Genomic DNA, 19,668 nt, shown 5'->3' with positions numbered 1-19,668 from the left:
GGCGAGTGGACCGCTGGGTGTGTATGTGCGTTCCTACGGCTCAGGCCCGGTCGATGTGGACGTTCGTCGACTTCACGCGGGCCGTCGCCTCCATGCCGACCTCGAGGCCCAGTTCCTCGACGGCCTCGCGGGTGAGCAGGGAGACGAGGCGGTGCGGGCCGGCCTGGATCTCCACCTGGGCGGCGACGTCGCCCAGTTTGATCGCGGTGACGATGCCGGGAAAGGCGTTGCGGGCCGAGGTGTACGGGGTGCCCTCCTCGGCGGTCCCGGACCTGGCGAGTTCGACCGAGAACGCGGCCAGGTCCAGTCCGTTGACAAGCCGCCGCCCGGTCTCGTCCCGGTGGGTGGTGATGCGGCCCGCGTCCGCCCAGCGCCGGGCGGTGTCCGGGCTCACGCCGAGCAGTCGTGCTGCCTGGCCGATCGTGTAGGACTGCATGCCGGTCACGATAGGGGCGCGGGAGGGGAGTGGCGGATGCGGGGTTGCCCGTTGGGTATAACGCGATATAGCGTTAGTGTCGAGTGGGTGGGCCGGGTGCCGTGCCCGGCGAGGTCGGGGTGATGTGATGGCGGGGGACCTCTTGCGTACCGGTGCATCGCCCGAGGTGAGGGCCTCGCATGCGGACCGGGACCGGATCGCGGACGTGCTGCGCGTCGCCGCGGGCGACGGCCGGCTGACCTTGGCGGAGCTCGACGAGCGGCTGGAGGCCGCGCTGTCCGCCCGTACGGTGGGCGAGCTCGCCGTGCTGACAGCGGATCTGCCCGAGGGGGTGGGCGAAACGCCCGTCGAGGCCCAGGAGGTCGTCCGGATCGAGCAGGAGGGGTCCTCGACCCGGCGTGGTGAGCGCTGGGTGGTGCCGCGGCGGCTGGAGGTCCGGTCGGCGTGGGGTGAGGTGACGCTCGACTTCACCGACGCGGTGATCACGCGGGACACGCTGCACATCGACCTGGACATGCGGGCCGGCGCCCTGAAGCTGCCGACCCGGCCTGGGATCGTGGTGGACGCCGGCGCGCTGGTGACGAACTACTCCCAGATCAAGGCGCGTGGGGCACCGGCCGACGCCCCGGTCCTGCTGCGCGTACGGATCACCGGCGAGATCGACTACGGGCAGGTCGTGGTGCGTCCGGGCCGGAGGGGCTTCGGCCGACGGAGACCGCCGGCCTGACTCAGCCCACGTGCACCTTCGGCCGCCGCTTCCGGTCCGGTTCCGCCTCGCGCAGGACCTCGCGGGTCACCGGGGCGACCTCGCCCTGGCCGAACAGGAAGAAACGCAGGAGGTTGGCGAAGGGACCCCCTTCGGTCCACTCGAAGTAGATGTGCGGGGTGCTGCCGGTCATGTCGCGGACGTACAGGAGGAGGGCGGCCAGGGCGTTGGGGACGGAGGAGGACTCCAGGGTCAGGACGCGGTAGCGGCCGTGGAGCACCTCGCCGCGTACGGTCAGGCCCGCCTCGAACTCGGACGGGTCGGTGACCGTCACCTCGACGAAGGCGAAGTCCTCCTGCCCGGGCACGTCGTTGTCGTGCCGGATCTGCTCGATCTTGGCGCGGTACTCCGCGATGTCGCGCCGGTCGGGCTCGTTGGCGATGAACCGCATCCGGCGGCTGGCCATGTCCCGGATGAAGCGTTCCGCCATGGGGTCCAGCGTCACGCTGGTCACGCGGAGTTCGAAGGACCGGGCCAGCCGCGACAGCAGGGAGACCAGGATGATGCCGGCGATGAAGCAGGCGCCGATCTTCACGCCGTCCGGGCGCTCGATGACGTTCGCGACGGTCGTGTAGAGGAACACCGCGGAGATGACCGCGAAGGCGATGGTCCAGTTCCGCTGGCGGGCCTTGCGGGCGGCGATGGTCACCGCGATCGCGGCGGAGCTGATGAGGACCAGCACACCGGTGGCGTAGGCGCCGCCCTGGGCGTTGACGTCGGCGTCGAAGATCCAGGTGACCAGGAAGGCGATCAGGGTGAAGACGATGACCATGGGGCGGACGGCCCGGGCCCAGTGTGGGGCCATGCCGTAGCGGGGGAGGTAGCGCGGCATCAGATTGAGCAGGCCGGCCATCGCGGAGGCGCCGGCGAACCACAGGATGGCGATCGTCGAGACGTCGTAGACGGTGCCGAAGATGTTGCCCAGGTAGTTGTGCGCCAGGTAGGCCAGCGCGCGCCCGTTGGCCTGGCCGCCCGTCTCGAACTCCTTCTCGGGTATGAGGAGGGTGGTGATGAAGCTGGTGGTGATCAGAAAGCCGCTCATGATGAGGGCGGCCGTGGTGAGCAGCTTCTTGGTGTCGCGGATGCGGCCGGCGGGCCGTTCCTCGGTGTCGTCCGGGTCGCCCTTGACGTGCGGCATCACGGCCACGCCGGTCTCGAACCCGGAGAGGCCGAGCGCCAGCTTCGGGAAGACGAGCAGGGCCACGCCGATCATGACGAAGACGTTGCCGTGCTGGGTGGTGAGGGCGCCGGTCCAGTCGGTGACCACATGGCCCGCGGTGGCCACGTGGTAGAAGCCGACGACCACCACGACCACGTTGAGCGCGAGGTAGGCGCCCACCAGGGCGACCGCGACGCCGATCGCCTCGAGGAAGCCCTTGAGGAACACCGCGCCGAGCAGCGCCACGAGGACGAGTGTGATCAGCATCTGCTTGTCGTGCAGGACGCCGTTCAGATGCGGGTTCTCCACGAGGTGGGTGGAGGCGTCGGCGGCCGACAGTGTGATGGTGATCAGGAAGTCGGTGGCGGCGAAGCCCAGCAGGGTCAGCACGAACAGCTTGCCCTGCCAGAAGGAGAGCAGCCGCTCCAGCATCGCTATCGAGCCCTCGCCGTGCGGGCTCTCGTCGGCCACCCGGCGGTATACCGGCAGGGCGCCCGCCAGGGTGACGATCACCAGCACGATCGTCGCGACCGGCGAGAGCAGTCCGGCGGCGAGAGCCGCGATGCCCGGCTGGTAGCCGAGCGTGGAGAAGTAGTCGACGCCGGTCAGGCACATCACGCGCCACCAGGGCTGGCCCTTGTGCGGGGGCTCCGGTTCGGCGTGGGGCCCGGTGTGGCCGCCGCTCCTGCCCATGTCGGACAGGCCCTCCAGCATCCAGGCGCGCAGGCGACTGGGTGGAGCGGGCTCCGTAAGGCTCGGTGGCGAGTGCTCAGTGGTGGCCATCGACGTGCTCCCGATGTGCGGTTCAGCGTGGTTCCGGCCATCACTGGACGGCCCGATCAGCGTATGCGGAGCGTGATGCGGTGGCCTGTGGATGAGGTCACTGAGAGCGTCAAGCTTCCGTTAAGACTGGTCGAGGGGAGGGCGGCGGAGTGGAGGCGTGGTGCGTCAAAGCGTGAGCTGAGAGCCCGTTGGGCGGCAGCCGAACCGTGCATCCCCGCGCGTCGGCAACGGTCGTGCGTCGCCGGAAAGTTGAACACCCTGTGTGATCGTGGCCGCGAGGCAGCCGGGCGTCGGCCTTCTTGTGGCCGGAGTCGGTGACACCTACAGTGCACCTTCGTAACGTTCGCCAGGCCATCCGAAAGTTTCGCCTCGCTCCCTGCCCTCCGCCCTCCGCCCGGCTCTCGTTCGAAGGGACTGACGCTCATGCGGACGTTCGGCAACCCCGTGATCGGCGGCTTCCACCCCGACCCCAGCGCCTGCCGGGTGGGGGAGGACTACTACCTCGTCTGCTCCAGCTTCGAGTACGTCCCTGGCGTGCCTCTCTTCCACAGCCGCGACCTCGTGCACTGGCGGCAGATCGGCAACGTCCTCGACCGGCCGGGGCTGTTGGAGCTGCCGGACGACGTGCCGGCCTCGGCCGGGATCTACGCCCCCACCCTGCGCCACCACGACGGCCGCTTCTACCTGATCACCACCAAGGTCGGCGCCGGGGGCAACTTCCTCGTCAGCAGCGACCGGCCCGAAGGGCCCTGGTCCGATCCGGTGTGGATCGACCTGCCCGGGATCGACCCCGATCTCGCCTGGGACGAGGACGGCTCCTGCTGGTGTGCCGTCTCCGGAGTGCGGGTGGCGCGCATCGACCCGGCGACGGGCAAGGTGCTGGAGGGACCGCTGCCGGTGTGGTCGGGCGCGGGCATGCAGCATCCCGAGGCGCCGCATCTGTACCGCGTCGGCGACTGGTGGTACCTGATGCTGGCCGAGGGCGGCACCGCACACGGCCACAGCGTGTCGATCGCGCGGGCCCGTTCCCCGCGCGGGCCGTTCGAACCGGCGCCGCGCAACCCCGTCCTGTCCCACCGCAGCACCGACCTGCCGATCCAGTGCACCGGCCACGCCGACCTGGTAGAAGCGACCGACGGCACCTGGTGGATGCTGCTGCTCGGCACGCGTCCCCGGGGCTGGTTCCCGAAGTTCCACGTCCTCGGCCGGGAGACGTTCCTGACCCCCGTGGAGTGGGTGGACGGCTGGCCGCGGGTCGGTCCCGTGCTGGAACGGCACCCGGCCCCGGCGGCCTGGCATCCCTTCGAGCCCGAGCCGGTACGCGACGACTTCGACGCCGTGCGCCTCGCCCCGCACTGGATCTCCCCGCACCGCAGGCCGGAGCACTCCTGGTCGCTGACCGACCGGCCCGGCCGGCTCACTCTGACCGCGACGGGTGACAGCCTGGACAGGCCGGGCCACACCTTCGTCGGGCGGCGCCAGCAGCACCCGGACTGCCGGGTCGCGGCCCGCCTCGATCCCGGAACGGCGCGCGCCGGACTCTCGGTGCGCATCGACGAGGCCCACCACTACGACCTGGAGGTCGCCCGGGGAGAGGCGAGCGTGATCGCCCGGATCGGTCCGGTGCGGCAGTGCCTAGCCCGGCGCCCCGTGCCGCCGGGGCCGGTCACCCTGGCCGTCGAGGTCCGCACGGAGCCCGTCGTACCGCCCACCGTCACCTCCGCGGGCCAGGAGGCACCCGGCATCCGGGCCGGCGGCCCCGACACTCTCGTCTTCTCGCTCGGCGAAGGCGGCGACGGCGATCCGCTCGCCGAACTCGACGGCCGTTACCTGTCCACGGAGGTCGCCGGAGGCTTCACCGGACGGGTGATCGGCATGTACGTCACCGAGGGCAGCGCGGCCTTCGACTGGTTCGAGTACGTCCCCGCCTCCCCCTGACCGCTCCTTGCGGAAGGGGGCGGAAACTCACGGCTCGGCCGAGCGTCCCTCAAGGCCCGTGCGTCGGCGGCAGATTCACCGCGCACAAGGGGTTGCCACCGTTTGGCCGCTGTCTCTAGGGTGCGGCAGCAACGAAGCTTTCTGGATATCTTCCGAAACTTTCGATAGTGGACGGACGCGGGAGCGTCGTCCCGTACCCAAGGAGCGCATGATGGGCGACCCGGCACTGTCCCGCCGCGGCTTCCTGGCGGCCTCCGCCGCGGCCGGTCTGGGGATGACGGCACTGACCGCATGCGGCGGGGACTCGGACGGAGGGTCGTCGGGGACGACCACGATCGAATGGTGGAACATCTCCACCACCGAGCCGACCAAGGGCGTCTGGGCCGCCCTCGCCCGGAAGTTCGAGGCCCAGAACCCCAAGGTCAAGATAAAGATCGTCCAAATGGAGAACGAAGCCTACAAGTCGAAGATGACGGCCCTGACCTCCTCCGGGAAGCTGCCCGACATCTTCTTCACCTGGGGCGGCGGCGTCCTCGAACAGCAGGTGGACGCCGGGCTCGTCGAGGACCTGACGGGCAGGGCCAAGCCGTGGGGCGACGCCCTGCTCCCGGTCGCCAGGGAGCCGTACCTGATCGACGACCAGGTCTACGGCATCCCGTTCGACATCGGCATGGTCGGCTTCTGGTACAACAAGGCGCTCTTCGACCAGGCCGGCATCTCCGAGCCCCCGACCACCTGGAGCGGCTTCCTCGACGCCGTGCGCAAGCTGAAGGCGGAGACCATCACCCCCCTCGCCCTGGCCGGCAAGGAGAAGTGGCCCGGCATGTACTTCTGGGCCTACCTGGCGATGCGCACCGCCGGCGCCGAGGCGCTGGAGAAGGCCTACGGCGACAAGGACTTCACCGGCGCCCCCTTCGTCGAGGCGGGGCGGCACCTCGAGGAACTCGTCCGCCTCCAGCCGTTCCAGAAGGGCTTTCTCGGCGCCGCCTACTCCAGCCCCACCGGCCAGGCCGCCACCGTCGGCAACGGCAGGGCGGCCATGGAACTCATGGGCCAGTGGGCGCCCGTGGTGCAGGCCGACGTGGGCAAGGGCCTGGGCAAGGACCTCGGGTTCTTCCCGTTCCCGGCGGTCGAGGGCGGCAAGGGCGCCATAACCGAGGTGTTCGGCGGAGGCGGCGGGCACGCCCTGCGCCGGGGCGCCCCGCAGGAGGCCGTCGACTTCCTGAAGTTCTTCGCGTCCGAGGCCACCGACCTGGAACTGGTCAAGAAGACCGGCGTCCTGCCCGTGGTCCCGGCGGCCGAGAGGGCCATCGCCGACCCCAACATCAAGGCCGTACAAGCTCAGTTGAAGAAGGCCACCGGCTTCCAGCTCTACCTCGACCAGGCGTACGCACCCGCCGTCGGCCAGGAGATCAACGACAGCGTCGCCGCGCTCATCGCCGGGTCCAAGTCGCCCGAGCAGGTCGCCCAGTCGATCACGAAGACCGCGAAGGAAGAGCAGTAACCGGCGATGACCTCCACGTTCCTGCCGGACAAACGGACCGGTCGCGACGCCGGCCCCGCCCCCGGCCACGGACCGGGCCCGGAGCCGCGCCCGGCGACGGGCGCTGAACTGGCTGACCGCGGCCGGCTTCCAGTTGCCCGCCCTGGTGCTGTTCCTGGGGCTCGTGCTGCTGCCGATGCTGTTCGCGCTGTACGCCGCGTTCTTCCGCTGGGGCGGCTTCGGCATGCCCTCCGACTACATCGGGGGCGAGAACTTCACCCGCCTCTTCCAGGACGAGGTCTTCTTGGGCGACCTGTGGCGCTGCCTGGTCCTGGTGGTGCTGTCGCTCGTCGTCCAACTGTCGTTCGCGCTCGCCATGGCCGTCCTGCTCAACCAGCGGATGCGCGGCCGGGCGGTGTACCGGATGCTGTTCTTCGCCCCGTACGTCCTGTCCGAGGCCATCACCGGAATCCTCTTCGGCATGATCTTCGCCCCGGACGACGGCTTCGCCGACCAGGTCCTCGGCAAGGTCGGACTGGACGGGCTGGGCGGGGAGTGGTTCGCCGATCCGTCCACCGTCATGGCGACCCTGTTCCTGGTCATGACGTGGAAGTACTTCGGCTTCCACATGATGCTGTACCTGGCCGGGCTCCAGGCCGTCCCCAGGGAGCTGACCGAGGCGGCGCTCATCGACGGGGCCGGCCCCTGGCAGCGCTTCCGCAACGTGACGCTGCCGCTGCTCGCGCCCACCCTGCGCATCAGCGTCTTCCTGTCGGTCATCGGGGCCATCCAGCTCTTCGACCTGGTGTGGGTGACCACCGCGGGCGGACCGGACCACCACTCCGAGACCATGGCCGTGACCATGTTCCAGTACGGCTTCAAGCGCTACCAGGTCGGCTACGCCAGCGCGATCAGCGTGGTCATGTTCGGCATCAGCCTCGTCTTCGCCCTCGCCTACCAGCGGTTCGTGCTCCGGCGCGACCTGGAAGGGGCCACCACGACCATGCGGGGAGACGGAAAGTGACGCTCAGTCGGACATCCCGCAGGGGCAGGAGTCTGCCTCTGCACCTCGTCCTGGTCCTCGTAGGCGCGGTCATGGCCGTCCCCCTGCTCTACGCAGTTCTCTCCGGCTTCAAATCCACCGACGAGCTCTCCCGCAACCCGGTCGGTCTGCCCGAGTCATGGGTGACCTCCAACTACACCCAGATCCTCGGCTCGGGGGACTTCTGGCGGCTGATCGGCAACAGCACGCTGATCGCGGTGGGCACGACCGTCCTGGTCGTCGCGGTCTCCGCACTGTCGGCCTTCTCCTTCGCGCGATTCGCCTTCCGCGGCCGGGAGGTGCTGTTCACGCTGTTCACGATGGGGCTGATGTTCCCGTTCGCCGTGGCCGCCCTGCCGTTGTTCCTGCTGCTGCGCTCCCTTGGCCTCCTGGACAACCCGCTCGGCGTGATCCTCCCGCAGGCGGCCTTCGGGCTGCCGATGACGATCATCATCCTGCGCGGCTTCTTCCGGCAGATCCCCGGTGAGCTGGAGGAGGCGGCGACGCTCGACGGATGCAGCTCGTTCGGCTTCTTCTGGCGAGTGCTGCTGCCCATGGCGCGGCCCGCGCTCGGCACCGTCTCCGTGCTGGCCGTCGTCACCAGCTGGAACAACTTCTTCCTGCCGCTGCTGGTGTTCACCGACGCGCAGTGGTGGACGCTGCCGATCGGCGTGCAGCAGTTCCAGGGGCAGTACTCCGCGGAGTACGCCAGGGTCTTCGCGTATCTCGTGCTGGCCATGGTCCCCGCCCTCGCCTTCTACTCGGTCGCCGAGCGTCAGCTCGTCGGCGGCCTCACCGCCGGTGCGACGAAGGGTTGACGCGCACTGCGGATGTACGGCTCACCCTCTCCCAAGCTCTCGGCTTCGCTCGAGCAGGGGAGGACCCACTTTCGATCGTGAGGAGTCGCACCATGCGTAAGACCGCTCCACGGCTCAGACTCGCCGGGGCGCTCGCCGCCGCGCTGATGCTCGCAGGCATCGCCACCGGGCCGACGGCACAGGCGGACGAACGGCACGGCAAGGAGCCGACCCTCGCCGACCTCGCCCAGCGGCACGGCCGCTACTTCGGCAGCGCAACCGACAACCCCGAGCTCGTCGACGAACCGTACAAGGCCCTGCTCGGCAGCGAGTTCGACCAGATCACCCCCGGCAACGGCATGAAGTGGTACGCGACCGAGCCCCAGCAGGGCGTGTTCGATTTCTCCAAGGGCGACGAGATCGTGAACCTCGCTCGCGCCAACCGGCAGAAGGTACGAGGCCACACCCTCGTCTGGCACAGCCAGCTGCCCGGGTGGCTGACGGAGCGGGAGTGGACGGCCCCGGAGCTCAGGGCCGTGCTGAAGAAGCACATCCAGGCCGAGGTACGGCACTACCGGGGCAAGGTGTTCGCCTGGGACGTCGTCAACGAGGCGTTCAACGAGGACGGTACGTACCGCGAGTCCGTCTTCTACAAGACGCTCGGGCCCGGTTACATCGCCGACGCGCTGCGCTGGGCGCACCAGGCCGATCCGCGCGTCAAGCTGTATCTCAACGACTACAACATCGAGGGGATCGGCCCGAAGAGCGACGCGTACTACAAGCTGGCCAGGGAACTGAAGGCCAAGGGCGTCCCGCTGCACGGCATCGGCCTCCAGGCCCATCTGGCCCTCCAGTACGGCTATCCGACGACCCTGGAGGACAACCTCCGCCGCTTCTCCCGGCTCGGCCTCGACACCGCGCTCACCGAGGTCGACATTCGGATGCAGCTGCCCGCGACCGAGGAGAAGCTGGCCCAGCAGGCCGAGTGGTACGGAAACCTGATCGAGGCCTGCCTGGCGGTGCGCCGCTGCGTAGGCATCACCCTCTGGGACTACACGGACAAGTACTCGTGGATCCCGGCGTTCTTCCCGGGCGAGGGGGCGGCGCTGCCGTGGGATGAGCAACTGGCCCCGAAGCCGGCGTACTTCGCGCTCCGTGAGGCGCTCGGGGGGAGGTAGCGGGGGCGGGGCGCGACCTGCCGTACGGGGTGCTGTCCGGGGTGTGCCGGGGCGAGCCGGCCTTGGCGGGCGGTGGGTCGAGCCAGCGGGGCCGGCGCGTGGCGTTGGGCCTCTCGCCGGTGCTGGGTGCGCGCCCTCGTCGGCGCGGGGCCGGGCGGCTTCGTCGGTGTTTGGTTCGCCCCCTTGTCGGTGCTGGGCCGCGCATGGCCTTGGTGCTGCGATGTGGGGTCGCGCACCTGTTGGTGTTGGCTCGGGTGCCTCGTCTTGGCGCTGGGGGCGGGAGCCTTCCGCGGCGCCGGGCCCGCGATCTCGGGGCCTTCGCTGGCGCTGGGGCGGCGCCGCTCCTCGGAGCGGGGTCGGGCGTCTCTCGGCGCTGGATCCGCGCTCCCACCGGCACTGGCCCGTGCCCCTCGCCAGCGCTGGCCCCCGCGGTGCTCCGGTCGGCTTCCGCTCAGTCGGGTGAGGTCGTCAGCGCAGGCGCGTCACCGGAGGCGCCGTGCTTGCTCGTACCACCAGGTCCGTGCCCAGTTCCACCCGCGGTGAGTCGGGTTGTTCGTCGCGGGTGAGTTGGAGGACCGTGCGGGCGGCCAGTTTGCCCATGTCGGCCAGGGGCTGGCGGACGGTGGTCAGGGGCGGGGCCGACCAGCGGACTTCCGGAAGGTCGTCGAAACCCACCACGCTCATGTCCTGCGGCACCCGCAGCCCGCGTCGGCGCAGTGCCTCGATCGCGCCGAGTGCCATCTGGTCGCTGGCTGCGAACACGGCGGTCGGCGGCTCGGGCAGGCCGAGCAGGGTCTCGCAGGCGGTGAAGCCGGACTCGGGGCGGAAGTCGCCGGGGACGACGAGGGACTCGTCGACCGCGATGTCGGCGCCTTCCAGAGCCGCGCGGTAGCCGTCCAGCCGGGCCCGGGAGCACAGCAGCCGCGGTGGCCCGGCGATGAGGCCGATCCGGCGGTGGCCGAGGGACAGCAGGTGCTCGGTGGCCGCCATGCCGCCCGACCAGTTGGCGGCACCGATGGTGGGCGCCTCCAGGGCGGGCGAGCCCGCCGGGTCGACGACGACCAGCGGGACGCCGAGAATGCGCAGTTCCTCATGGAGCGTCGGCTCCAGGGCCGAGGTGACGAGGATGACGCCGTCGGAGGCTCGGGCCCGGAGGTTGCGCATCCACTCGCGGGCGTCGCCCGAACGCCCGTGGATGGCCGACACCACCGTGCCGACCCCGGCCGCGTGCGCGACCTCCTCGACCCCGCGGATGATCTCCACGGCCCAGGGGCTGTCGAGGTTGTTGAAGACCAGGTCAAGCAGGGCGGCACGGGTGCCCGCGGCCGCGGGACGCTTGCGGTAGCCGTACCGGCGCAGCAGGTCCTCGACGCGGGCCCGGGTCTGCGGCGACACGTCGGACCGGCCATTGACGACCCGGGACACGGTCGGTACGGACACGCCGGCCTGCCGGGCGATCTCCGTGATCGTGACCTTGCCCCCGGCCTCGGCCTCACCTGCTGCCACTTGCCCCACCTCCGTCGACGGGCGACCCCGAAACTTCCAGGAGTCTTCCGGAAAACGGGCATCCGTGGGAAGGCGTACGAGCCATGAACGGGACGTCGCGGGAGGGGACGGGGAGTGACGGCATCCGGACGCGCGTCGGGGCCGGTTCGCAGGGTGTCCTGCGGCCGGCCCCTCATGTCTGCGGGCGGTACGTCACGCCGCCCGGCGGCCTCAGGCGGCCGTCATCACGTGGCTGGACGCCAGCGGACGGTGCGGGGCGATGATCCGGCCGTCCGGCAGGAGCTCGCCGGTGTCCTCGAAGAGCACCACGCCGTTGCACAGCAGGCTCCAACCCTGCTCCGGGTGGTGCGCCACGAGACGGGCGGATTCCCGGTCGGCGGATTCGGCTGACGGGCACGGAGTCTGGTGCTGGCACATGGGTGGGATCTTTCGCTGAGTCGTGGTGGATGAGATGAGCGGGTCGGATGAGTTTGCCGAATCGGCTGAGTCGGCTGTCGTGTCTGTTCCGCGGCTGGAAGTGTCGTCCATGGCCGCCCCCCGTTGTGATAAGTCGTCGGAACCCAGTGTTGCCCTACGGACGCCGATCCGCAGGGATTTCGCGGCACCGCTTCTCACAGGTTCATGACGCATCACCCGCGCGGACGGTTCATCCCAACTGGACTGTCACTTCGGATGGTTCGTGGTGGCCGGATGGGGCTAGTCCGGTCGGGTAGGCGGTCCATTCCGGCTCGTAGGAGCTGTTGGGTGCTCGTACGAGCGAACTGTCAGGTGTCTCGCTCGAGCGAACGAGCGAAAGAACAAAGGGCGACCCCGCCGCCGAGGAATTCGGCGACGGGGCGCGGAGTGCTTCGGAGTGCTTCGGGGCGGGGCGCTTCAGGCGGGTGAGCCGAGCAGCCGCGTCGGAGTCACCCGGTGGGTCAGCACCGGGAGCAGTTCGGCGACGCGGTGCGGGCGATGGGCCGCGATGCCGGGAGGCGCGGGGGCCAGGGGGACGAGCAGGTCGGTGGCGGCGGGATGACCGGCGCCACCGTCGGCGGTGCAGTCCTCGTGCAGCCAGAGCGTCAGCATGTACAGGCCGGGCACGGACAGCAGGCGGGGCTGGTACGGCTGCGCCATCGTCTCGGCCTGGCGCAGGGCGCGCTCGGTCGAGGTGATGTACGGGCCCTCGAAGAAGCGGGAGAAGGCCCAGCCGTCGGGCGTCAGCATGGTCTCGGCCGCGGCCACCGAGCGGCCGCCGCAGCGGATCAGGAAGCGCCACCCGGCCAGCCGGGTGGCCGACAGGCCCTCGGCCGTGACCCGGTCGAGGACGTGGACGGGCAGTGGGAGATCGGGCGTGACGGGTCCTTGGGCGCGGAGCAGGGAGGGAGTTCGGGCCTCGCGGACCGCGGTGGGAGAGGAGAGCGCAGTGAGGACGGAACGGAGTGCGGGCGCGGGAGCCGGGGGAACATGCAGCGGCATGTGGGTCGCCTCTCATTCAAAAGGCACGGTGGCGCGAGGGCGGGGGCCGGGGGCGGACGGCGCTGTCAGCTCACGGGGGTCAGAGAGGCAGGGGCCGGGGTCTCAAGAACGAGAGGGGGGTGGGGTCCGCCGAACATCGCCTCGACGGCAGGACCCATCGACCGTGGGCGCCAGCCTTCTGCCTTGTTCGCCGAGTTTATACGACACGGGTTCAGACTGTGTTTCGTCTAGCCGTTTCCGGTGAGTAGAACAAGAGTACATTCGGTCGGTGATATGCGAGAATCATCCCGATTCCATGCGGGGTCTGCGGCGATGACCTCGGCGAATGCCCGCGCGGCGGTCGGCCCATTCTCGTCGGCGTTTTTCATGAGTTCGCGCTGCCCGAAACCCGGGCCTCTGCGTCATGCCGAGTGAATGTGCCACCGGTCATCCGTGACCAGCGTAGCGGTCGGCGAGTCCGGCCGGGACGTTATCGATCGCTTTCGCTGGGCATCCTCCACCTGACCGGGGCCCCGGCGGCCGGATCTTCGGCCCCGCATCATCCGAGGAGGGAGCTTCGATGGGGGAGAAGGTCGTGGCAGGCCGGTTCGACCTGTCCGATCGCCAGCGCTACCGCGACAAGCTCCGTCGGTGCCTGACGGGCTTGGAGCGACTCCTGGCGGAGAAGCGGTTCGATCGCCCCAGGAACCTCATGGGGCTGGAGATCGAGTTGAATCTCGCGGGCGCCGACGGCATGCCGAAAATGTTGAACGCGCAAGTCCTGGAACGTATCGCGAGTCGTGATTTCCAAACAGAACTCGCCATGTTCAACCTGGAAGTCAACATTCCTCCACATCGATTGGGTGGTCGGGTATTCGACCGGCTCGCGGAGGAACTCCGTACGTCGCTGGCATATGCCGACCGGAAAGCCGGCGAGGTCGACGCGGGAATCGTGATGATCGGCATTCTGCCGACCCTCGACCGGGACGACCTGGTGTCGTCGAACCTCTCCGACGTCGACCGCTACACCCTCCTCAACGACCAGATCGTGGCCGCCCGGGGCGAGGAGTTCACCCTCGACATCGACGGCGTCGAGCACCTCACCTGCACCTCGAAGTCGATCGCGCCGGAGGCCGCCTGCACCTCCGTGCAGCTGCACCTCCAGGTCACACCGGCCCGCTTCGCCGACGTGTGGAACGCGGCTCAGGCGGTCGCCGCCGCGCAGATCGCCGTCGGCGCCAACTCGCCCTTCCTCTTCGGCCGTGAGCTGTGGCGCGAGTCCCGGCCTCCGCTGTTCCAGCAGTCCACCGACACACGCCCGCCCGAACTCCAGGCCCAGGGCGTCCGGCCGCGCACCTGGTTCGGGGAGCGCTGGATCACCTCGGCGTACGACCTCTTCGAGGAGAACCTGCGCTACTACCCGGCGCTGCTGCCGATCTGCGACGACGAGGACCCGCTGGAGGTCCTCGACCAGGGCGGCGTCCCGGCCCTCGCCGAACTCGTCCTGCACAACGGCACGATCTACCGCTGGAACCGCCCGGTCTACGGCATCGCCGACGGCGTCCCCCACCTGCGCGTGGAGAACCGCGTCCTGCCCGCCGGGCCCACCGTCACCGACGTCGTCGCCAACGCGGCGTTCTACTACGGCGTGGTCCGCGCCCTCGCCGAGGAGGCCCGGCCGGTGTGGACAAGGCTGCCGTTCGAGGCCGCCGCCGCCAACTTCGACGCCGCGTGCAAGGACGGCATCGACGCCCGCTTCACCTGGCCCCGGCGCGGCCGCTACGGCGGCACCGCGCAGGTCGACGCGGTGAGCCTGGTCCGCGACGAACTGCTGCCGCTCGCCGAGGCCGGGCTGGACGCGTGGGGCGTGGAGCCGGCCGACCGCGATCTGTACCTGGGCGTGATCGAGGAGCGGTGCCGTCGCAGGGTGAACGGGGCGAGCTGGCAGGCCGCGACCTTCCACAGGGCGCTGGACGCGGGCCACCCGAGGGAGGCCGCGCTGGCGGCGACGACCCGGCGGTACCGCGAGCTGATGCACAAGGGGGAGCCGGTGCACACCTGGCCGGTGGGGTTGCCGGAGCCGGTGCCCTTGGGTTGATGGGCCGACGGGCGCGTTTCGTCTGCGGGGCGTGCCGGGTCGGTGGGTGGGCCGGAGCTGGTTTCGTCGGGCTGCCAGGCGTACCTGGCCGGTACGTCAGTCAGAGCCCGTGCCGTGGGGCTGATGCGCCGCCGGCCTCATACTGATCCGACAGGTCGGTGAAGTGGAGGCAGGTGTGCAGGCGGAGGCGAGCCCGGTGGCCGACGATTCCATTCCCCAGCAGCGGCTCTCGCGGCGGATGCTCCGCAACGAGACGCTGCTCGTGCTGGCACTCTCGCTGGGAGCGAGCGGAGTCTCCGCCCTGATCAGCTTCATCGGCTCGGTCACCAAGCCAGGCGGGCTGAAGGACCAGGCGGCCACGATGAACGCCTCGGCCGCGCCCGGCCGTCCCTGGCTGGACCTGGCCTGGCAGCTCTTCGGGATCACCACCGCGCTCGTGCCCGTCGTACTCGTCGCGCACTTCCTGCTGCGCGAGGGCGCGGGCCTGCGCACCCTCGGCTTCGACCGGACCCGGCCCTGGCCCGACCTCGGCCGCGGGGCGGCGATCGCGGCGGTCATCGGCAGCACCGGAATCGCCTTCTACCTGGCCGCCCGCGGCCTCGGCTTCAACCTCACCGTGGTGCCCGAGGCGCTGCCCGACGTGTGGTGGAAGTACCCCGTGCTGATCCTCTCGGCGATCCAGAACGCGGTGCTGGAGGAAGTGATCGTCGTCGGCTACCTGCTGCGCCGCCTCGGCCAGCTGGGCTGGACGCCGACGGCCGCGCTCGTGGGCAGCTCGGTCCTGCGCGGCTCGTACCACCTCTACCAGGGCATCGGCGGCTTCATAGGCAACATGGTCATGGGCGTGGTGTTCGTCTACCTGTACCGACGCTGGGGTCGAGTGGGCCCGCTGGTAGTGGCCCACTCGCTGCTCGACATCGGTGCCTTCGTGGGATACGCCCTGCTGGCGGGCAAGGTCGGGTGGCTGCCGACGGCGTGAGAGACCGGGGAGGGGTCGTCTCAGGCCAGCAGCTCGCCCTCGATGACGGTGACCGCCCTGCCGGTGAGCAGGGTGCGGTCGCCCCGCAGCTCCGTGCGGACGCGGCCGGAGCGGGGCGAGGCCTGGAGGCCGGTGAGCCGGGTGCTGCCGAGACGCTCGGACCAGAACGGGGCGAGCGCGGTGTGGGCGCTGCCGGTCACCTGGTCCTCGTCGATGCCGACGTTCGGGAAGAAGCAGCGCGAGACGAAGTCGTAGCCCTGGTCGGGGGCTTCCGCGCGGGCCGTGGCGATGACGCCGCGCTCGGAATGGGCGGAGGCGAGGGCCTTGAGATCGGGGCCGAGGCCGTGCACCGTCTTCTCGTCGGCGACCTCGACCAGCAGGTCGCCGATGTTCGGGCCGGTGTCGAGGACCGTGAGCGGCTCGGTGCCCAGCGCCTCGGCGAGGCCGTCCGGTGGGTCGATCCGGGTGAGCGGAGCCGTCGGGAAGTCCAGCGTGACGGAGCCGTCCTCGGCGGGCGTGGCGATGAGGACGCCGCTGCGGGTGGCGAACCGTACCGGGCCCTCGTGGGTGCCGGTGGTGTACAGGACGTGGGCGGTGGCCAGCGTCGCGTGGCCGCACATCGCGACCTCGACGGCCGGCGTGAACCAGCGCAGCGCCCAGTCGGCCTCGCCGCCGTCGGGGAGAGGATGGGCGAAGGCCGTCTCGGCGTGGTTGACCTCCAGGGCGACGTTCTGGAGCCAGGTGTCGTCCGGGAAGGCGTCCGCGTCGTTCAGAAGGACGAGCCCGGCCGGGTTGCCGGAGAAGGGGCGATCGGTGAAGGCGTCGACGATTCGAATCCGCATGCCCCGACGCTAGAGGCTCGCCGAAGCGGCGGGCCAAGGCCAATTCGCGTGAGCTGGCCCGGTTCACCCCGTGCACCTGTGGTGGTGAGCGTGGGGTACGGCTCCGGCGAGGGAGCAAGCCGGGCCAACATCCGGCTCCCGCTCCCGCTCCCACTGCCGCGCGCCGCGGTCCGGCTCACGAGCCTTGTCCCTCCGCAGGCGCTCACCAAGGCCAACGCGGCGCAGCCGCCGGTCGGTCGCCCAGACAGCCAGCGCGCATGCCGCGAATCCGGCCCCGAGGAGACTGGAGCCCGCCCAGCCGTAGGCGGTGAAGAGGACGGTGGTCGCGGCGGCGCCAAGGGCGGAGCCGAGTGAGTAGAAGACCATGTAGCCGCCGATGACGCTGCTGACGCGATCCGCAAACGCGGCGGTGAGCAGGTGTTGGTTGCTCACATGCACGGCTTGGACCGCGAAGTCGAGAACCACGATTCCGCCGATGAGGACCCACAGTGACCGCGGCAGCTGTGCGATCGCTGCCCACGAGAGGATGAGAAGGGCGAGCGCGAGACCGGTGACCGGGGCCGTCCGGCCTGTGTCCGCCCACCGTCCCGCGCGTGCCGCGCCGAGTGCGCCGGCGAGTCCGGCGACGCCGAACAGTCCGATCTGGCTCTCGCTCAGCTGCCACGGCGCGTGCGCCAGCGGGAGGGACAGTCCGCTCCACAGGGTTCCGAAGGATGCGAACGAGAAGAACGCGATGAGCCCGCGCGTCAGGAAGATGCCCTGCCCGAACAGTCTGCCGAGCGAGACGACGACCTGCCTGTACGCCGCGGGTTGGTCGAGACGCTTTTCCGACGGCAGTGCCAAGAGGACGAGCGCTGGGAGCCCGAGTGACAGCACCGCGAGCACGGCATACACGCTCCGCCAGCCCCACACCTCGGCGAGTGTGCCGGTGACGACCCGCGCGCCCAGGATGCCGACCACAACGCCCGAGGTCACGACACCGATGTTCCGTCCACGTTCGCCAGGCGGCGAGATCGACGCGGCGTAGGCAACCGTCGTCTGCACCACGACCGCGAACCCCCCAGCCGCCGCGAGCCCCAGGAACGCCACCCAGGCGGCTGACGCCGAGGCCGTGAGGATCAGGCCCATGGCGGTGATCGTCAGGTGCACGGCGATGAGCCGACGCCTGTCGACCACATCGCCGAGCGGCACCAGCAGGACCAGGCCTGCCAGATAACCGAACTGGCCGGTCGCGATGATCCATCCGGTGAGTTCTGCCGACACACCGAGATCGCGTCCCATCGGTTCCAGAACCGGCTGCGCGGCATAGATGCTCGCCACAGCGACGCCGGACACCACCGCGAGCAGTAACCGCCGCCACGCGTTCATTGCACTCCGATCCAAATCAGTAGCAAGTTGAAACTGATTTGACCGTACGGCATGATGGTTTCAATCCGCAACTCATTGAGAGGTGCCATGTCCTGGACCGACCCCGACTGCCCCGTCGCCCGCACGCTCGACCTCGTCGGCGACAAGTGGAGCCTCCTCGTCATCCGCGACGCGATGGACGGGGCGCGATCGTTCACCGACTTCCAGCGACGGACCGGCATCGCCCGCAACATCCTCACGGATCGCCTCCGCAAGCTCACCGCTCGCGGGCTCCTCGCCCAGCGCACCGCACCTTCGGGCCGCCGCCGGGAATACGTACTCACCGACGTCGGTCGCGACCTCTTTCCGGTCATCGTGACCCTGCGGCAGTGGGGAGAGCGTCATGCCTTCGCCCCTGGCGAGGCTCACTCCGTCCTGGTCGACCAGCACGGCACCCCTGTGCCGGAAATCGTGCCGACCAGGGCCGACGGCACCCTCCTCGGTGCCGACACCACCCATGTGCAGAAGATCTAGAGGCCGCTTGTCTCGCGTACGCGGTGGAGGTGGCCTGAGGATGCCGGGCCTGTCCGGTGTTTTTCCTTTGGCGTGACGCCTTGTCCTGCTTTGTGTAGTGCGATCGTGTGGTGCCGCGGGGGAGGTCGAAGTCGGGTTGCGCCTGTTTCATTCCAAGACATCCGAAGCCGTTCCGTGCTTCGACGAGGCAGAACGCGCGCCTGGGCGCACACACTTGCCGGCGGTACGTCGGGCGCCCGCCCGAGAGGCGCCGCCGCCTCGCCCGCGACTGCGAGCCCCTCACCGCCAGCTCCGAGGCCATGATCCACATCGCCTCGATCGACAACCTCGCCAGACGCATAACGGACGAGACGATGCTGAAAATCAGTCCTGAGCGGGCCCTTCTGGCCGAGCAGGTAGGAATGCTGGGGTGGTTCGCTGCCTCGGGCCGAGTGCCCTCTGTGCTGGCCGTCGACGAGGAAGCGGGCGCAATGGTGCTGGAGGAGATCGTGCCCGGAGCGCCGGCAGAGGAAATGCCTGCTGCTTCGCTTCCGGGGCGGTGGTCGGATCTGCTCGCCGCCTTGCACGGGGTCGCTCCCCCTCCGCTGCCGACGCGTGTGCTGCGCGGGCGGTGCGAGGAGGCCTTCGCCCGGGTCGGCAGGCGGCTGTCCGAGCCTGCGATCAGTGCACGGATGGACGTCACCGCGTGGGAGAGGGCCATCCAGCGGTGCGAGCGGCTGCTGGACACGGAAGCGACAACCGTGTTGCTCCACGGCGACCTGCACCTGGGCAACGTGCTTGACGGCGGCGCGGAGCGCGGTCTCATGGCCATCGATCCGAAAGCCTGTCTCGGTGATCCGTGCTTCGACGCTGTTGACTACGTCGTAGCCGGCGCTGGGCTGGAGGGCGTCGAGACCCGCTGTGCGCGCGTGGCGGCGGCGTGCGGGCTCGATGGCGACCGGCTCCACGCCTGGAGCCAGGTGATCGCGCCGTTTGCGGCCATCGCCCACCTCAGTGACGGTGGTGAGAAACCGGTGATCGATGAACTGCTCGCGTTGGCCCGGTGAGCACACCCGGTATTCCCGATCGCCTCGTCCCCCGTGCTCCGCTGGAGACGGAACACCCATCGCTCAACCTTCGATGAGACAGGGCACATGTCCCGGAGCATGAGGGTGTCCACGTTCAGATCCTCCTCGATCTCCCGCTGAAGGTCACGAAGCCGCAGGTAGCGGGCGACGAAGATGAATTCTGTGCACGGCCGACTTCCAGCATGGCCGCGTAGGTGAGGTGGAGGCGTTGCGGGTGAAACGGCGCAGGATCGCCTCGTTGGACGCGGTGCGGGTGCGGATCGGGGTGCTGTTTCT

General features: G+C 69.9%; 16 protein-coding genes and 1 pseudogene. 10 read left to right on the top strand and 7 right to left on the bottom strand.

All coding sequences use genetic code 11. The features are described from left to right. Positions 1-40: 40 nt before the first annotated feature. Positions 41-436, bottom strand: coding sequence for a helix-turn-helix transcriptional regulator (locus tag V8690_RS06195; protein ID WP_338776307.1), 396 nt, complete (start codon positions 434-436; stop codon positions 41-43). Positions 437-602: 166 nt separating this feature from the next. Here V8690_RS06195 and V8690_RS06190 point away from each other — a divergent pair, with 166 nt between their 5' ends. Then, a complete protein-coding gene (locus tag V8690_RS06190; protein WP_338776306.1) occupies positions 603-1,163 on the top strand; it encodes a DUF1707 domain-containing protein in 561 nt (186 codons plus the stop codon). A gap of 1 nt (position 1,164) precedes the next feature. On the opposite strand, the gene V8690_RS06185 is transcribed toward V8690_RS06190, so the two are convergent. Further along, on the bottom strand, positions 1,165-3,144 hold the full coding sequence (locus tag V8690_RS06185; RefSeq protein WP_338776305.1) for an amino acid transporter: 1,980 nt from the start codon (positions 3,142-3,144) through the stop codon (positions 1,165-1,167). Between the two features lie 423 nt (positions 3,145-3,567). On the opposite strand from V8690_RS06185, the gene V8690_RS06180 reads away from it, so the two are divergent. The 5 genes from V8690_RS06180 to V8690_RS06160 all read left to right on the top strand — a co-directional run bounded on the left by V8690_RS06180 (position 3,568) and on the right by V8690_RS06160 (position 9,582). Beyond that, the gene (locus V8690_RS06180) at positions 3,568-5,082 is read left to right on the top strand and encodes a glycoside hydrolase family 43 protein (RefSeq protein ID WP_338776304.1); all 1,515 of its coding nucleotides are present in this window, start codon (positions 3,568-3,570) and stop codon (positions 5,080-5,082) included. Between the two features lie 211 nt (positions 5,083-5,293). Next, positions 5,294-6,586: an extracellular solute-binding protein gene (locus tag V8690_RS06175; protein ID WP_338776303.1), complete on the top strand. Its 1,293-nt coding sequence runs from the start codon at positions 5,294-5,296 to the stop codon at positions 6,584-6,586. A gap of 133 nt (positions 6,587-6,719) precedes the next feature. Continuing rightward, positions 6,720-7,589, top strand: a complete 870-nt coding sequence (locus V8690_RS06170) for a sugar ABC transporter permease (RefSeq protein WP_338776302.1) — start codon at positions 6,720-6,722, stop codon at positions 7,587-7,589. Positions 7,590-7,660: 71 nt separating this feature from the next. Further along, positions 7,661-8,425 (top strand): carbohydrate ABC transporter permease, encoded by a 765-nt coding sequence (locus tag V8690_RS06165; protein ID WP_338785265.1) that lies wholly within the window; start codon positions 7,661-7,663, stop codon positions 8,423-8,425. A gap of 92 nt (positions 8,426-8,517) precedes the next feature. Next, complete coding sequence (locus V8690_RS06160; protein ID WP_338776301.1) at positions 8,518-9,582, top strand: endo-1,4-beta-xylanase; 1,065 nt, start codon at positions 8,518-8,520, stop codon at positions 9,580-9,582. A 468-nt stretch (positions 9,583-10,050) separates the two neighbouring features. On the opposite strand, the gene V8690_RS06155 is transcribed toward V8690_RS06160, so the two are convergent. The 3 genes from V8690_RS06155 to V8690_RS06145 form a co-directional block, all read right to left on the bottom strand. Then, a complete protein-coding gene (locus V8690_RS06155; protein WP_338776300.1) occupies positions 10,051-11,088 on the bottom strand; it encodes a LacI family DNA-binding transcriptional regulator in 1,038 nt (345 codons plus the stop codon). Positions 11,089-11,298: 210 nt separating this feature from the next. Next, positions 11,299-11,505, bottom strand: a complete 207-nt coding sequence (locus V8690_RS06150; RefSeq protein WP_338776299.1) for a DUF5999 family protein — start codon at positions 11,503-11,505, stop codon at positions 11,299-11,301. Between the two features lie 456 nt (positions 11,506-11,961). Then, complete coding sequence (locus tag V8690_RS06145) at positions 11,962-12,546, bottom strand: hypothetical protein (protein WP_338776298.1); 585 nt, start codon at positions 12,544-12,546, stop codon at positions 11,962-11,964. 559 nt (positions 12,547-13,105) lie between these two features. Between V8690_RS06145 and V8690_RS06140 the strand changes: the two genes are divergently transcribed. Beyond that, positions 13,106-14,623: a glutamate-cysteine ligase family protein gene (locus V8690_RS06140; RefSeq protein WP_338776297.1), complete on the top strand. Its 1,518-nt coding sequence runs from the start codon at positions 13,106-13,108 to the stop codon at positions 14,621-14,623. Between the two features lie 175 nt (positions 14,624-14,798). After that, the gene (locus V8690_RS06135; RefSeq protein ID WP_338785264.1) at positions 14,799-15,602 is read left to right on the top strand and encodes a type II CAAX endopeptidase family protein; all 804 of its coding nucleotides are present in this window, start codon (positions 14,799-14,801) and stop codon (positions 15,600-15,602) included. A gap of 20 nt (positions 15,603-15,622) precedes the next feature. Here the strand turns inward: V8690_RS06135 and V8690_RS06130 are convergent, their stop codons facing one another. Then, positions 15,623-16,444, bottom strand: coding sequence for a PhzF family phenazine biosynthesis protein (locus V8690_RS06130; RefSeq protein ID WP_338776296.1), 822 nt, complete (start codon positions 16,442-16,444; stop codon positions 15,623-15,625). Between the two features lie 63 nt (positions 16,445-16,507). Further along, the gene (locus V8690_RS06125; protein ID WP_338776295.1) at positions 16,508-17,812 is read right to left on the bottom strand and encodes an MFS transporter; all 1,305 of its coding nucleotides are present in this window, start codon (positions 17,810-17,812) and stop codon (positions 16,508-16,510) included. Positions 17,813-17,899: 87 nt separating this feature from the next. Between V8690_RS06125 and V8690_RS06120 the strand changes: the two genes are divergently transcribed. Continuing rightward, positions 17,900-18,325: a helix-turn-helix domain-containing protein gene (locus V8690_RS06120; protein WP_338776294.1), complete on the top strand. Its 426-nt coding sequence runs from the start codon at positions 17,900-17,902 to the stop codon at positions 18,323-18,325. 251 nt (positions 18,326-18,576) lie between these two features. After that, positions 18,577-19,371 (top strand): annotated as a pseudogene (locus V8690_RS06115) (aminoglycoside phosphotransferase family protein); the annotation flags it as partial. Positions 19,372-19,668 lie beyond the last annotated feature (297 nt).

Origin of the sequence: Streptomyces sp. DG1A-41, assembly GCF_037055355.1 — a bacterium.
In the GTDB taxonomy this organism is placed as follows: domain Bacteria; phylum Actinomycetota; class Actinomycetes; order Streptomycetales; family Streptomycetaceae; genus Streptomyces.
This window is presented reverse-complemented; position numbering and strand designations above follow the sequence as displayed.

What these genes read in the sequence shown, in the direction of transcription:
- V8690_RS06195 (WP_338776307.1), bottom strand. Translation starts at nt 436, where the DNA reads ATGCAGTCCTACACGATCGGCCAGGCAGCACGACTGCTCGGCGTGAGC.
- V8690_RS06185 (WP_338776305.1), bottom strand. Translation starts at nt 3,144, where the DNA reads ATGGCCACCACTGAGCACTCGCCACCGAGCCTTACGGAGCCCGCTCCA.
- V8690_RS06180 (WP_338776304.1), top strand. Translation starts at nt 3,568, where the DNA reads ATGCGGACGTTCGGCAACCCCGTGATCGGCGGCTTCCACCCCGACCCC.
- V8690_RS06175 (WP_338776303.1), top strand. Translation starts at nt 5,294, where the DNA reads ATGGGCGACCCGGCACTGTCCCGCCGCGGCTTCCTGGCGGCCTCCGCC.
- V8690_RS06165 (WP_338785265.1), top strand. Translation starts at nt 7,661, where the DNA reads ATGGCCGTCCCCCTGCTCTACGCAGTTCTCTCCGGCTTCAAATCCACC.
- V8690_RS06160 (WP_338776301.1), top strand. Translation starts at nt 8,518, where the DNA reads ATGCGTAAGACCGCTCCACGGCTCAGACTCGCCGGGGCGCTCGCCGCC.
- V8690_RS06150 (WP_338776299.1), bottom strand. Translation starts at nt 11,505, where the DNA reads ATGTGCCAGCACCAGACTCCGTGCCCGTCAGCCGAATCCGCCGACCGG.
- V8690_RS06145 (WP_338776298.1), bottom strand. Translation starts at nt 12,546, where the DNA reads ATGCCGCTGCATGTTCCCCCGGCTCCCGCGCCCGCACTCCGTTCCGTC.
- V8690_RS06140 (WP_338776297.1), top strand. Translation starts at nt 13,106, where the DNA reads ATGGGGGAGAAGGTCGTGGCAGGCCGGTTCGACCTGTCCGATCGCCAG.
- V8690_RS06130 (WP_338776296.1), bottom strand. Translation starts at nt 16,444, where the DNA reads ATGCGGATTCGAATCGTCGACGCCTTCACCGATCGCCCCTTCTCCGGC.
- V8690_RS06125 (WP_338776295.1), bottom strand. Translation starts at nt 17,812, where the DNA reads ATGAACGCGTGGCGGCGGTTACTGCTCGCGGTGGTGTCCGGCGTCGCT.
- V8690_RS06120 (WP_338776294.1), top strand. Translation starts at nt 17,900, where the DNA reads ATGTCCTGGACCGACCCCGACTGCCCCGTCGCCCGCACGCTCGACCTC.